This is a genomic window from Rhizobium sp. YTUHZ044, from assembly GCF_051123975.1.
In the GTDB taxonomy this organism is placed as follows: Bacteria; Pseudomonadota; Alphaproteobacteria; order Rhizobiales; family Rhizobiaceae; genus Rhizobium.
Genome location: NZ_CP101431.1, coordinates 127,346 through 140,758, shown reverse-complemented (window position 1 = coordinate 140,758; position 13,413 = coordinate 127,346). Strand labels below are relative to the sequence as shown.

At 61.6% G+C, this 13,413-nt stretch carries 12 protein-coding genes and 1 pseudogene; 8 read left to right on the top strand and 5 right to left on the bottom strand.

Annotation, left to right across the window (positions count from 1 at the left end; translation table 11 throughout):
- Positions 1 to 125 precede the first annotated feature (125 nt).
- From NL154_RS31415 to yghU, 7 genes are all read left to right on the top strand, one after another.
- Positions 126 to 791 (top strand): GntR family transcriptional regulator, encoded by a 666-nt coding sequence (locus NL154_RS31415; RefSeq protein WP_221124352.1) that lies wholly within the window; start codon positions 126 to 128, stop codon positions 789 to 791.
- A gap of 78 nt (positions 792 to 869) precedes the next feature.
- On the top strand, positions 870 to 2,123 hold the full coding sequence (locus NL154_RS31410) for an ABC transporter substrate-binding protein (protein ID WP_221124353.1): 1,254 nt from the start codon (positions 870 to 872) through the stop codon (positions 2,121 to 2,123).
- A 59-nt stretch (positions 2,124 to 2,182) separates the two neighbouring features.
- Positions 2,183 to 3,118, top strand: coding sequence for a carbohydrate ABC transporter permease (locus NL154_RS31405; RefSeq protein ID WP_221124357.1), 936 nt, complete (start codon positions 2,183 to 2,185; stop codon positions 3,116 to 3,118).
- Positions 3,115 to 3,942 carry a carbohydrate ABC transporter permease gene (locus NL154_RS31400; protein WP_434734650.1) on the top strand — a complete coding sequence of 276 codons (828 nt, stop codon included), beginning with the start codon at positions 3,115 to 3,117 and terminating at the stop codon, positions 3,940 to 3,942. The genes NL154_RS31405 and NL154_RS31400 overlap by 4 nt, the downstream gene beginning before the upstream one ends.
- 2 nt (positions 3,943 to 3,944) lie before the next feature.
- Positions 3,945 to 5,036: a Gfo/Idh/MocA family protein gene (locus NL154_RS31395; protein WP_221124355.1), complete on the top strand. Its 1,092-nt coding sequence runs from the start codon at positions 3,945 to 3,947 to the stop codon at positions 5,034 to 5,036.
- A 15-nt stretch (positions 5,037 to 5,051) separates the two neighbouring features.
- Positions 5,052 to 5,432 carry a cupin domain-containing protein gene (locus tag NL154_RS31390; protein ID WP_210633568.1) on the top strand — a complete coding sequence of 127 codons (381 nt, stop codon included), beginning with the start codon at positions 5,052 to 5,054 and terminating at the stop codon, positions 5,430 to 5,432.
- 156 nt (positions 5,433 to 5,588) lie between these two features.
- Complete coding sequence (gene yghU / locus NL154_RS31385) at positions 5,589 to 6,464, top strand: glutathione-dependent disulfide-bond oxidoreductase (protein WP_210633567.1); 876 nt, start codon at positions 5,589 to 5,591, stop codon at positions 6,462 to 6,464.
- 84 nt (positions 6,465 to 6,548) lie between these two features.
- Here yghU and NL154_RS31380 read toward each other — a convergent pair whose 3' ends face one another.
- The 5 genes and pseudogenes from NL154_RS31380 to NL154_RS31360 all read right to left on the bottom strand — a co-directional run bounded on the left by NL154_RS31380 (position 6,549) and on the right by NL154_RS31360 (position 12,507).
- Positions 6,549 to 8,063: an ABC transporter substrate-binding protein gene (locus tag NL154_RS31380; protein WP_210633566.1), complete on the bottom strand. Its 1,515-nt coding sequence runs from the start codon at positions 8,061 to 8,063 to the stop codon at positions 6,549 to 6,551.
- Between the two features lie 19 nt (positions 8,064 to 8,082).
- Positions 8,083 to 9,785 (bottom strand): annotated as a pseudogene (locus NL154_RS31375) (dipeptide ABC transporter ATP-binding protein).
- Entirely contained in the window at positions 9,782 to 10,630 is an 849-nt protein-coding gene (locus tag NL154_RS31370; RefSeq protein WP_221147508.1) for an ABC transporter permease, read from the bottom strand. The pseudogene NL154_RS31375 and the gene NL154_RS31370 overlap by 4 nt, the downstream one beginning before the upstream one ends.
- Positions 10,627 to 11,565 carry an ABC transporter permease gene (locus NL154_RS31365; protein WP_434734649.1) on the bottom strand — a complete coding sequence of 313 codons (939 nt, stop codon included), beginning with the start codon at positions 11,563 to 11,565 and terminating at the stop codon, positions 10,627 to 10,629. Before NL154_RS31365 ends, NL154_RS31370 begins: the two co-directional genes overlap by 4 nt.
- 51 nt (positions 11,566 to 11,616) lie before the next feature.
- On the bottom strand, positions 11,617 to 12,507 hold the full coding sequence (locus tag NL154_RS31360) for a proline iminopeptidase-family hydrolase (RefSeq protein ID WP_434734648.1): 891 nt from the start codon (positions 12,505 to 12,507) through the stop codon (positions 11,617 to 11,619).
- Positions 12,508 to 12,636: 129 nt separating this feature from the next.
- Between NL154_RS31360 and NL154_RS31355 the strand changes: the two genes are divergently transcribed.
- Entirely contained in the window at positions 12,637 to 13,395 is a 759-nt protein-coding gene (locus NL154_RS31355) for a helix-turn-helix transcriptional regulator (protein WP_210633562.1), read from the top strand.
- Positions 13,396 to 13,413 lie beyond the last annotated feature (18 nt).

Sequence of the window (13,413 nt, the reverse complement as noted above, 5' to 3'; positions counted from 1 at the left end):
TTCCTCCTCTTTTCGATCAATTTTCACATACTTCGATAAAGTTCCTGCTTTTTGTATTTTCCATATTGTATATTCCTTCGCATATTGCATACTTAAATCATGAACGCCAGACGGAAACAGAAATCATGAACGCACCTCGCCACCTCACCCTTCGTGAACGGATCTACGAGGAGATCGTTCGCCTGATCGTCTCCGGCGAACTGCCGAGCGGCGTCTCGATCGATGAGAAGGAATTGACGGAGCGCCTGCAGGTCAGCCGCACGCCGTTCCGCGAGGCCATAGGAACGCTTGCCAAGGAAGGACTGATCGAGATCAGGCCGTATCGCGGCTTCTTCGTGCGCAGCTTCACGCCGAAGGAGATCGACGACCTCTATAATCTGCGCAAGACTCTCGAATGCTTCGCCGTCGAGCTCGCCGTTCCGGAGATGAGCGACCGGCATATCGCAAACTTCGAGCGCATCCTGGATGAGGCGGTGGCGGCACTGCGCCGCGGCGACATGGCGACCTATGGCATCCGCGACAAGGAATTTCACGAGACCATCGCCGACCTTTCGGGAAGCGCGCCGCTGGTCGAAACGCTGGCGCGGCTCGCGCTGCAGATCCAGATCTGCCGCTCGATCGCCAATGAGAGTCGTGACCTGGCCGAAAGGGCCGCCGAGGAGCGCGATCAGATCCTGCAGGCTTTCCGGGCGCGCGACATCGCCGGCGCCAAGGCGCTGATGCACGCGCATATCAGCGACGTCCAGCAGGCCGTCATGGCGCGCTTTCAGAAAGAAAATCCGGCGCGTTAGCCGGGTGAATGAAGGAGAGGGAGGTCTCCTTTCAACGAGCGGAAAACGTGGCCAAGGAGCGGCCCGGAGGAGGGAACAATGCTGAAATTTCTGGCCCGGACAACGGCACTGGCGGCGATGATCGCCTTAAGCTTGCCGGCGCATGCCGAGACCCTGAAAATGTGGGGTCCGGAGCAGATCACCGAACCGCTGGTCGCGCAGCTCTGGAACGGCATCAAGGCCGATTTCGAGAAGGCCAATCCCGGTGTAACGGTTGAATTCATGCCGCCGACCGGCACGATCAGCAACGGCGCGGTGCAGGCGGCGATCCAGTCGGATGCCGGGCCTGACGTAATCCTCACCAATTCCGGTATCGGCCGCATCAGCGTCGTCAAAAACGCCAAGCAGGTCGTGCCGCTCACCGAACAATATGAAAAGCGCGGCTGGAAGGATGAGATCTATCCCTGGCTCTACACCGAGCTGAAGGGCCAGTTCGGCGGGGAAATCTACGAGGTTCCGGATGGGCTCGATGCTCTCGGCATCTGGTATCACAAAGATCTCTTCGCGCAGGCGGGCTGGAAAATGCCGGCGACGTGGGCCGAGTTCGAAACGCTGATGAAGGCGATCGAAGAAACCGGGCTGCAGCCGATCGCCATCGGTCCGCGCACACCGGGCAGCGCCGGCCACCTCTTCGGCAACCTACTGCAATCGGCGAGCGGCAAGGAAGTGATCGGCAAGGCGCTGCGCCGCGAGATCGCTTTCGACGACCCATCGGTCGCCGCCGGCGCCGTCCGGCTGCAGAAGCTGATCGAGGCGGGCTATATCAAGAAGGAAATGGCAGGCCTCGATCTCGACGGCGCCTCGCGCCTCTGGTTCAACAAGCGTGCGGCCATGTTCGTTGCCGGTCCCTGGTTCACCGCCAATGCCCGCAAGGCCGGCTACGACCTCGCCAACGCCGGTTATGCGCCCATGCCTTCTGACATCAAGGGTGCTGATATCCCCACCGGCGGCGTCGGCTGGAGCTGGCTCGTTCCGGTCAACTCAAAGCAGCCGGAGCTTGCGATGAAGTGGATCGACTTCATGCTTTCGGATGCCGTGATGAAGAAGCGCGCGCAGGATCCGGCAAGCACGATGATCTATCCGCGCGAAATTCCCGGTGTCGAGCCGCCGACCCCCGTGCTGAAGGACATCTTCGCGGCTGCCGCAGGCGGCGTCGGCTACAATCCGAGCGTCTATCTGCCAGGCCCCGTGCTCGACACCTACTTCCAGGTCATTCAGGGCCTGATCTCCGGCCAGATCGGCGGCGAGGACGGCATGAAGCAGATCCAGGCGAAGATGGCAGAGGCGAAATAGTGGTCATCCCAGAAACGCCCGGCGGCAAGGTCGTGGCTCCTCTCAGCACCGTCCCCGCCATGGCGGGACATACGGGTGGCACATCCGCCCGTATGTCCAAACGCCGGGTAGCCGGGTCCGGCTCAGCCGATGGCGATGCCGGCACCGCATTCTGGCTGATGGCGCCGGCGCTCACCCTTTATGCCGTCTTCACGCTGCTGCCGATCGCCGCCACCTTCTGGCTGAGCTTCAACAGTTCCGCCGGCTTCAATACCTCCGCGAGCTTCGTCGGCCTCGACAATTACGCCAAGGCGGCGCAGGATCCGATCGTCTGGAAGAGCCTCGTCCATACCTTCCTCTGGCTGGCCTATCATGTGGTGATGGCCGGCGGCCTCGGTCTGCTGCTGGCGCTTGCCGTCAGCAGACTGAGAGTGACACAAGTCTTCTTCCGCACCGCTTTCTTCCTGCCGCATCTGGTGTCGCTCGCCGTCGTCGGCGTCATCTGGGCCAATATCTACGACCCGTTTTTCGGCCTGCTGAACACGGCCCTGACGCGGATCGGGCTCGGCGCGTTCACGCGAGGATGGCTTTCCGATCCCGCTTTGGTGCTGTTCTCCGTCAATGTCGCAAGCTCGTGGCAGGGCTTCGGCCTCTACATGCTGCTCTTCATCGCCGGCCTGCAGAATATCGACCACTCGCTTTACGACGCGGCGGAAGTGGACGGCGCCAACGCCTTCCAGAAGCTGATCTATGTCACGCTGCCGGGGCTTCGCGAGGTGACCACCTTCGTCGTCTCGCTGGCGATGATCAATGGCCTGAAAGGCTTCGCCACGGTCTTCGTCATGACCAATGGCGGCCCGTTCTATCAGAGCGAACTGATCACCACCTACATCTACCGGCTTGCCTTCCAGTCCCAGGATCACGGGCTTGCGGCGGTGCTCTGCATCCTGCTCAGCCTGCTTGCGATCGCCATCACCATCGTCTTCAACCGCTGGCGCGCGAGGCTTTCCCAATGAGTGTGCGCAATCGCGAATGGCCGGTGGCGCTGGCGCTAACCCCGGTCCTGATTCTGATCCTCGCTCCCTTCGTCTGGCTGGTGATCTCGAGCTTCAAGACAGAGGCCGAGATTGGCCAGGCCGATCCCTTCACCTGGCCCGCCGACCTGATGTGGCGGAATTATCTCGACGCCTGGCAGATCGGCGGCTTCGGGGACCTCGTCGGCAACAGCCTCATCAACCTCGTCGGCGTCGTCGCCTTGTCGCTCATCACCTGCGCGCCGGCCGGCTATGCGCTTGCCAAGATCCGATTCCCCGGCCGGGAATGGCTGTTCTACGCCTTCATCCTCGGGCTCACCGTGCCGGTCCAGGCGATCGTCATCCCGCTCTACCAGGTGCTCTTCGGACTGAATCTCGTCAACACGCTTGCTGGTATCGTGCTGGTGCAGGTCAGCAACGGCATTCCCTTCGGCATCTTCCTGATGCGGAGCTTCTTCATCGGCGTGCCGGACGATCTGATCGAGGCCGCCAAGATCGACGGCGCTTCGCATTTCCAGATCCTCACCAAGGTCTTTCTGCCGATCTCGACACCCGCGGTGCAAGCGCTCGTCATCATCAGCGCGCTTTCCACCTGGAACGATTTCTTCCTGCCGCTGATCGTGCTGATCAGCCCGAAGGTACAGACGCTGCCGCTCGGGCTGGTCCGTTTCGCCAGCACCTATGCCTCCGATTATCGCCTGGTCTTCTCGGGCACCGTCATTTCGTTCCTGCCGATCATTCTTCTCTACATCCTGATGCAGCGCCGCTTCACCGAGGGGCTGACGCAGGGGGCAATCAAGGGCTGACCATGTCGCATCACGTCCAGCGGGAAATCCGCTACAATTTCGAATTCGACCATCGCATCAAGGCCTGCTTCATCGGCGCCGGCGGCCATGCCTATCGCAATGTCTATCCGGCGCTGCGGTATGCGCCGGTGGAACTTGCCGGCATCTGCGATCTCGATCTCGGCCGCGCCGAGAAATTCGCAAAACTCTTCGGCGCCGGCAAGGCCTATACCGATCATCGCGAGATGCTGGAGCGAGAAAAGCCGGAGCTGGTCTTTCTCGTCACCGCCTATCATCCCGACGGCCGGGTCCAGGCGACCGATCTGGCGCTCGACGCCCTTGCAGCGGGCGCGCACGTCTGGATGGAAAAACCGACAGCGGCAAGCATCGACGATATCGAAATGCTGCAGGCGGCAAGTGCGGCGGCCGGCCGCATGGTGATGACCGGTCTCAAGAAGACCTTCTTTCCGACGATCGAGAAACTCAAGGATCTGATCGGCTCGCCGGGTTTCGGCAGGCTGACCTCGATCAATGTCCGTTATCCCCAGAGCCTGCCGAGGCCGGAAGACCGCGCCGATCTCGTCAAGATGCAGAGCTTTCTCGACCATATCTACCATCCAGGCGCGATCCTCAATTTCCTCGGCGGCGAGATAGAGCGTGCCAGTTATGAGTGGGAGCCGTTGGCCGGGGCAAGCGTCACCAGCCTGCGCTTCCGCTCCGGCGCGATCGGAACGCTGCACCTCGCCGCCGGCCAGTCGGGCGGCAGCATCTTCGAGCGCGTGGAGATCATCGGCGAAGGCGCCAACGCCATCATCGAAAACGGCAGCCGTCTGACGTATTTCCGCAAGGCGGACCTGCCGTCCTATGGCCGCGCCGCAAGCTTCATCCAGCCGGACGAGAATGCCGCTTTGCTCTATGAGCCTGAGCATTCGCTCGGCCAGCTCTATAACAACAATCTCTTTTATCTCGGCTATGTGCCCGAGATCCTGCATCTGACGGATGCGATCCTTGCCGGCACCCAGATATCAAGGGGCACGCTCGAAATCGCCCGCGAGATCATGAAGCTCTTCGAATTCTACAGACGCACGAATGCCGGCGTCACCACCAATCTCTGACAGGGAGGGACAGCCTTGAGCGATACCGATGTGATTTTCAGGAAAGCTGGCGGTGAATTCATGCCGACCAGTTGGGGCGAACTCAACTGGAAGATCACCGGCGACGGCACGCCCGGCGCCGAGATGACCTTCGGTACCTGTCGCATCAATCCCGGCGAACGCAACCAGCTGCATTCGCACCCCGACTGCGAGGAGATCCTCTACGTCGTTTCCGGCAGTTGCGAACACAAGCTCGGCGATGCGCTTTATCGGCTCGAACCTGGCGATGCGATCCGCATTCCCCGCAATATCCGTCACTGGGCGCGCGCGCTCGGCACCGAACCGCTCTTCGCGCTGATCATGTTCTCCTCCGGTACCCGGACGGCGGTCAATCATGAAGGCGAGGGTGCGGCCTGAATCGGCAGATTTTCATCAACCTTGCCAAGGCTCTGACGATTGCGTGAAGCCGCTCCGATAGCTGTGACAAAACCTCATCGCCTCTGCTATGTCAGGAAAAATGCGACGACCCAACCGGCGTCGCACTCTATCTGATCAATGCCAGGAGTTTAAAAGATGAGCGGTACCTCCGACTATATCCCCCCGAAGGTCTGGACCTGGAACAAGGCGAATGGCGGCCAATTCGCCAACATCAATCGCCCGATCGCAGGACCGACACATGAGAAGGAGCTTCCGATCGGCCGCCACCCGCTGCAGCTCTATTCGCTCGGAACGCCGAACGGCCAGAAGGTCACGATCATGCTCGAGGAACTGCTGGCGCTCGGTCATGGCGGTGCTGAGTATGACGCCTGGCTGATCAGGATCGGCGAGGGCGACCAGTTCGGCAGCGGCTTCGTCGCCGTCAATCCCAACTCCAAGATCCCGGCGCTGATGGACCGCAGCGGCCCGAAGCCGGTCCGCGTCTTCGAATCCGGCGCCATCCTCACCTATCTCGCCGAGAAGTTCGGCGCCTTCCTGCCGACCGAGCCGAGTGAGCGTGCCGAATGCCTGTCATGGCTGTTCTGGCAAATGGGAAGCGCGCCCTATCTCGGCGGCGGCTTCGGCCATTTCTACGCCTATGCACCAACCAAGATCGAATATGCGATCGACCGCTTCGCGATGGAGGTGAAGCGTCAGCTCGACGTGCTCGATCACCGTCTTGCCGAAAGCGAATATGTGGCAGGCAGTCAATACACGATCGCCGATATTGCCATCTGGCCGTGGTACGGCGGCCTGGTGAAGGGCTGGAGCTACGAGGCCGCGGAATTCCTGCAAGTCGGGGACTATAAAAACGTGTTGCGCTGGGCCGACAATATCTATAGCCGGCCCGCGGTGCAGCGCGGCCGGATGGTCAACCGCCTCTCCGGCGACCCGTCGAGCCAGTTGCACGAGCGCCACGACGCCAGCGATTTCGAGACCAAAACGCAGGACAAGCTGGCGGCTGCCGAATAAGCAAGCCGTGCCAGCTGGTTGTTTCAGCAATAAATCAGGCTCCGCCGCCTCTACGGCGGCGGAGCATTTGCGAGCTGCCCGAACTCAGTTCTTGACCGTGTCTTCCAGGAAGAAGCGGCCGAGCGGGTTCTGGTGGAAGTTCTCGATATTCTTGCGCGAGACGTTGATGTAGGGGCTGTAATAGAGGTCGATCCAGTTGACGTCGTCCTTGGCCATCTTCTGCAGATCGACATACATCTCTTCGCGTTTCTTCGGGTCGAGTTCGAGACGCGCCTTGGCGACCAGCTCCTTCACCGCCTCATTCTTGTAGTTGGTCATGTAATTATTGTTCGAATCGTGGCCGAGAACAAAGGTTGTCTTCTGGTCCGGATCGAGGATGTCGTTCGTCCAATAGTTGACGGAGATGTCGTAGTCGCCCGCAACCGTCATGTCCCATTCCTGGCTCGGGTCGACCTTTTGCAGGTTGGCGGTAATGCCGGCCTTCTGCAACTGCTGCTGGACCAGCACGGCCGTCTGTTCGTCGACCTCGTCACCGGCGCGGATCAGATAATTGAGCGTCAGGTCGGAAGCGCCAGCAGCAAGCAGCATCTCCTTTGCTTTTTCAGGATCGTAGGGCCGCTGCAAATTATCGGCGAAATAATAAAGCGCGCCTTTCGGAATGTAAGAGTTGGCAACCGTGCCCTGGCGGAAGGTGACGGCGTCGACGATCGCCTTCTTGTCGATCGCCAAGTCGAGCGCCTGGCGGACTTCTTTCTTGGCGAGCGCGCCGTGCGCATGGTTGATCAGAAGATGATCCTCGCGAGTAGAGGAATCGACGTCGACGTTGAGGCTTGTATCCTTCTTCAGCTCCTCGACCCGGGAAAACGGTACAAAGATCGCCGCATCCAGCTCGCCGGCCTGGACGTTGAGCATCCGGGTATTGTCGTCGGGCACGGAGATCCATTCGACGCCGTCGAGCTTGACTCGGTCGGCCTGCCAGAAGTTTGGGTTCTTCTTAAGGATAATGCGGTCGCCACGCCGCCATTCCTCGACGGTGAAGGCGCCGGATGCGACCGGCTTTTCGGCATAGGTATCGGCGCCCAGCGCTTCCATGCCCGCCTTCGAAATGACGGAAGCGTTCGGCAGCGCCAGCGTCGACAGGAACGGCGCCGACGGATTCTTGAGCTTGATCGTCAGCGTATGCGCGTCGGTCGCAGCCGCCGTGTCGATCACCTTGTAGGAATCGCTCCAGAGCGAGGCCGGGTCGTCGCGGATGCGCAGCAGGCTGTAGGCCGCGTCTTCCGCCGTCAGCGGCGAACCGTCCGAGAATTTCGCATCGCGGATCTTGAAGGTGTAGGTCAGCCCGTCATTGGAGGCGGTCCAGCTTTCGGCAAGGCCCGGCTCCAGCTTGGTGCCTGTCTTGTCGACGCGGATCAGCACATCGTAGACGTTCGAGAACACCCAGTTGTCGATGTTCTGCGCCGTCTTGATCGGATCGAATGTCGTCGAATCCTCGCGGCGGCCGATGGTGAGCACACCGGCGGCTTCGGCATAGCTTGCACTCAATGTCAGGCCAGCGAGCATGGCGGCAAGCCCGATTGATTTCCACCTGTTTGGCATCAGTTCGTTCCCTTCTTTGTTATGGCATGCGTCTGATGGATATGGATTGCGCCTCGTCCCTGCGGCCGGTGCCCTTGCAGCAGCGGCTTGTCAGGATCGATGTCGGGAATGGCAGCGATCAGCGCCGCGGTATAGGCATGCTTCGGCCGCGCGAAGACCTCGTCGGAGCGGCCCTCCTCGACGATCTCTCCGCGATACATCACGACGACGCGTTCGCAGAGATTGCGCACGATCGCCAGATCATGGGCGATGAAGACCAGCGTCAGGTTCATCTTCGCGGTGAGCTGGCGGAAAAGCTCGATGATCTGCGCCTGGATGGTGACGTCGAGGGCCGCCACGCATTCGTCGGCGATAATCAGCTTCGGTTCGACGGCAAGCGCGCGGGCGATGCCGGCGCGCTGGCACTGACCGCCGCTCATGCTGCGCGGCTTGCGCTCAGCGAATTCGCGCTCGAGGCCGACGAGATCGAGCAGTTCGCCGATGCGCGCCGGAATATCGGCCTTGGCGACCTTGCCCTGCACCTTCAGCACCTCGGCCAGCATCTGCCCGATCGTCAGCCGGGGATTGAGGGCATTATAGGGGTCCTGGAACACCATCGCCGTTTCGCGCCTGAGCTTTGCCAGGCCAGCGCTTTTCTGCAGCGTGAGATCGACACCGTCGAAGGTGACATGACCCGAGGAAAGTGGCGTGAGACCGAGCACGGCGCGGGCAAGCGTGCTTTTTGCCGCTGCCGGATTCGCCGACGATGCCGACCGTCTCGCCCGGCATGATCTGCAGGCTGACGCCGGCAACGGCGCTGACCGTCTTGGCGCCACCCTTGACCAGGCTGCCACCGGCTCTGAAACGCACGTGCAGATCATCGATTTCGAGCAAGGGTCTCGCCGGCGCGCGTGCCTCGGCGATCTCGAGCGCCGGCGCCGGCATCCCGCCTGATATCGACGGGTGGCTGTCGATCAGGTTGATCGTATAGGGATGTTGCGGCTGTGCGAGGATCGTCCGCTTCGGCCCCTCTTCGATGAGCTTGCCGCCACGCATTACGGCGATGCGGTCGCAGGTCTGGGCGACGATGCCGAGATCGTGAGTGATGAGAATGATCGACAGGCCGCGGCGGTCGCGAATATCGATCAGCAGCCGCAGGATCTGCGCCTGAATGGTGACGTCGAGCGCCGTCGTCGGTTCGTCGGCGATCAGGATTTTCGGATTGCAGGACAGGGCAACACCGATCATCGCCCGCTGGCGCATGCCGCCGGAAAATTCATGCGGATAGCTGTCGTACTGCCGGCCGGGGTCGGGAAAGCCGACCTGCGCGAGAATTTCCAACGCCGCGGCGCGAGCTTCGTGGGCACCAAGGCCCTGATGATAGCGGATGCCCTCGGCGATCTGATTGCCGATCCGCATGACCGGATCGAGATGGCTGGTCGGGTTCTGGAAGATCATGCCGATCTCACCGCCGCGCACCTTCAGCATCTCAACGTCATGGATCCGCGTCAGGTCGCGTCCTTCCAGCAGCATGGAACCGCTCTCGATCTTCAGCAGCGAGGAGGGCAAGACGCGCACCAGCGAGCGGCAGAACAGGCTCTTGCCCGAGCCGCTCTCGCCGACGAGACCGAGAATTTCGCCGCGACCGAGATCGAGCGAGACTGCATCAAGCAGCGTGCGCGGGCCGGAATCGAGATGCGCTCTGACGGTGAGATCGCGAACGGAGAGCACAGGACCGCTCATTCATGCACTCCCAGCAATTCGCCGAGCGCATCGCCCAGCATGCTGAAGCCGAAGGCAAGGCAGACGATGGAGAGGCCGGGAAACAGCGTGATCCACCAGGCGGTGGTGATGAAGCTCTGCCCCTCCGCGACCATGACGCCCCATTCGGCGATCGGCGGCTGGACGCCGAGGCCGAGATAGCTGACGGCCGCACCGCTCAGCAGCACCAGAGTCGCATCGGACATGGAAAAGACGATCGAGCCGGCAATCGCGTTCGGCAGCAGGTGCCGGAACATGATACGCCTGCGGCTGAAGCCGAGGCTGACGGCGGCCACTGCGTAATCGCTGCTCTTCAGCACCAGCATCTGCGCCCGGATCAGCCGCGCATAGGAGACCCAGCCGACCAGCGCCATGGCGATGTAGAAGCTGCCGAGTCCTGGGCCGAGGATCGCGATAATCGACAGCATCAGCACGAGAAAGGGAAAGGCAAGAATGATATCGACCAGACGCATGAACAGTGCATCGACGATTCCACCGAAGAAGCCGGAGATGGTGCCGACCGTCGTGCCGATCAGGAACGGGAAGACGACGCCGATCAGCGCCATCTGCAGATCGACGCGCGCACCCCAGATGACGCGGGAGAGGATGTCACGGCCGAAATTGTCGGTGCCGAAGGGGTGAAGCAGCGAAGGCGCCTGCAGGCGCACCTCGGCATTCTGCATGATCGGGTCATAGGGCGCGAGAAGAGGCGCGCCAAGCGCCAGCAGGATGAAGAACAACAGCACGCCGGCGCCGACGGCAAACATCGGCCGCCGGCCGAGGAGGAGGCGGCCAGGGGACGCGGGTGTTGTCACCTCGACGCTCATAGCTTCACCCTCGGATCGACGGCAACGGTGACGATATCGGCGATGAAGTTGATCAGCACGGTGGCGCAGGCAAAGACCATCGCGACGCCCTGCACCACCATATAGTCACGCGAGAAGATCGCCCTGACGAGGAGCTGGCCCATGCCGGGCAGCGCGAAGACGCTCTCGACCACAACCGTGCCGCCGATCAGCCAGCCGATGTTGACGGCAAGCAGGTTGATCGCCGGCACCAGCGAATTCGGCAGCACGTGCCGCCAGAAGACGATGCCTTCGGGCATGCCGCGGGCGCGCGCCGCCGTCGCGACATCTGATTTCAGCGACTCGATCATCGCGGCGCGCAGGCTGCGCGTCAAAACGGTCGAGAGCGACAGCGCCACCGTCAGGCTCGGCAGCACGAGATGCGCAAGTTTGTCGCCGAGCGTCGCGCCGTAGCCGGAAACCGGCAGCAGCCCGAGTTCGACGCTGAAGAGGATGATCAGCATCAGCCCCAACCAGAAGGGCGGAAAGCCGATGCCGAAGGTCGAGACGATGCGCACCGCATGGTCCGGCGCCCGGCCGGCATTGCGTGCGGCGATCGCCGCCATCGGCACAGCGATCAGCACCGACAGCACGACGCTTGCGGCGACGAGGGCAAGCGTCGGCTCGATGCGGGTGACGATCAGCTTCAGCACGTCGATCTTGTAGAGGATCGATTTGCCCATCTCGCCATTGGCGAGATTTTTGAGGAAATAGACATATTGCAGCCACATCGGCTGATCGAGACCGTATTGGGCACGGATGCTGGCAAGGGCAGCCGGTGTGGCGCGCGTACCGAGGATGTTGCGCGCCGGATCGCCGGGGATCAGCCGAACCAGAATGAAGGTGATGACGCTGATGCCGAAGATGACGGGCAGGAACTGAAGCGGTCGGGTCAGAACGAATTTATAGCGATACATGAGCACGGCCGCCCCTCTGTCCTCGTCCGGTTTGAGCCGCTTTCGTTTTCATCAGGCTGCCTTGTGCCGGTCGAGGAAATCGAGAAGCGCCGGATAATAGTCCTGCGGGTTCTCATAGAAGGGCATGTGGCTGGCATTGGCGAACACCCGGAGCTCGGCATTCGGCAGCGCCAGCTTCATCCTGAGCCCGCAGGCGGGCGTCAGCTCGTCATGCTCTCCCGTGGTGATCAGCACGGGCAGCGTCAGCCGCGGCAGATCCGGGATGCGGTTCCAGTCCTTGAGGTTGCCGATGTAAAGAAACTCGTTCGGGCCCTGCATCGTCGCGTAAGGCGCCATGTTCCAGTCGTCGAGCGAACGGCGTATCGGCGCCGGCCATTCGGCCAGGCGGCAGACATGGCGGTAGTTGAGGATGGTGACGGCGGCGATATATTCCGGATGATCGTAGGTCCCCTGCGCCTCATGCTTCTGCATCATCGAGACTGTTTCCGGACCAAGCGCTGCCCGCAGCCGTTCCAGTTCCGAGATCAGATGCGGCATGTCGGCGACGGTATCCTCGAGGATCAGCGTCTTGAGGTTTTCGGGGTAGGTCAAGGCATAATCGATCGCCAGCCACCCGCCCCAGGAATGGCCGAGCATGTGGACCTTTCCGAGTCCGAGCGTCTTGCGCACCGTTTCGGTCTCCTCGACATAGCGGCCGATCGTCCAGAGCGAGAGATCGTCCGGCCGATCGGAGGCGCCGGTGCCGAGCTGGTCGAAGGCGACGACGCGGTAGCCCTTGTCGATCAGGCAGGAGTGCGCCTCGCGCAGGTAATCGCAGGGCAGACCGGGACCGCCGTTCAGGCAGAAAACCGTCTCGTTGCCGGTCCCGAAGCTATAGGCGACGACGCGATAGCCACCGGCATCGATCTCAAATCGCGCGTCCGGCTGTATTTCACGCCACATTGATTGCTCCAGCAGAAAATACCCCTTGCTCAATATTTGGGCGTGGTTAATTTTTTACCGTAAATCGCGTTCCGTGCCAGCTATAAGAAGTGATAGGGTAGGGCGCCACGCCGAAACCGGGAGCAGCCCATGCTTGACGACATCGGAACGATCAGACGGCAGTTTACGGCGCATGAGACGCTGGACGGCCGGATCGACCAGGCCTTCGAGGCGATGAAGCAGCTGGGCTTCGAGGCTCTCATCTACGACTATACGCCGGTGCCCTACGACCTCGACGGCGCGATCATGATCCCGTCGCTGCTGAAGCTCCGGAACATCGCCGACGATATGCACGACTATTGGTTCGATCGCGGTTATTTCCGCATCGACCCGGTCCAGCAGGTGGCGCTGCGCAGCACCGCGCCGTTCTTCTGGAATTACGACACGAATGCGGACACGCTGATCAACCGCTTCATGAGTGACGACACCGCACCGGTGACGCGCTATCTCCTCGAACGCGACATGTCGACCGGTGTCACCGTGCCGGTGCATATGCCGGGAGGCGATTATGCGACGGTCACCGGCATCCGTTTCCGCGGCGACCGCGATTTCGAACGGCATGCGTTGCGCGCTATCGCTGACTTCAACCTGCTTGCCCACGTCTTCCATGAGACCGCCTATTCGCTTTTCGACACGAAGGCTCGAAGCGTCGGCACCATTCGCCTGACCGAGCGGGAGCGCGAATGCCTCCGCCATTCGGCGGAAGGCTATTCCGCCAAGGAAATCTCGCGCATCATCGGCCGTTCCGTCCCGACCGTGGTCATGCATCTCAACGCCGCGGCCAAGAAACTCGGCGCCCGCAACCGTACGCAGGCCGTCGTACGCGCCACTCATTACCGCCTGCTCTAAGAGCGCGGCCGATCATTG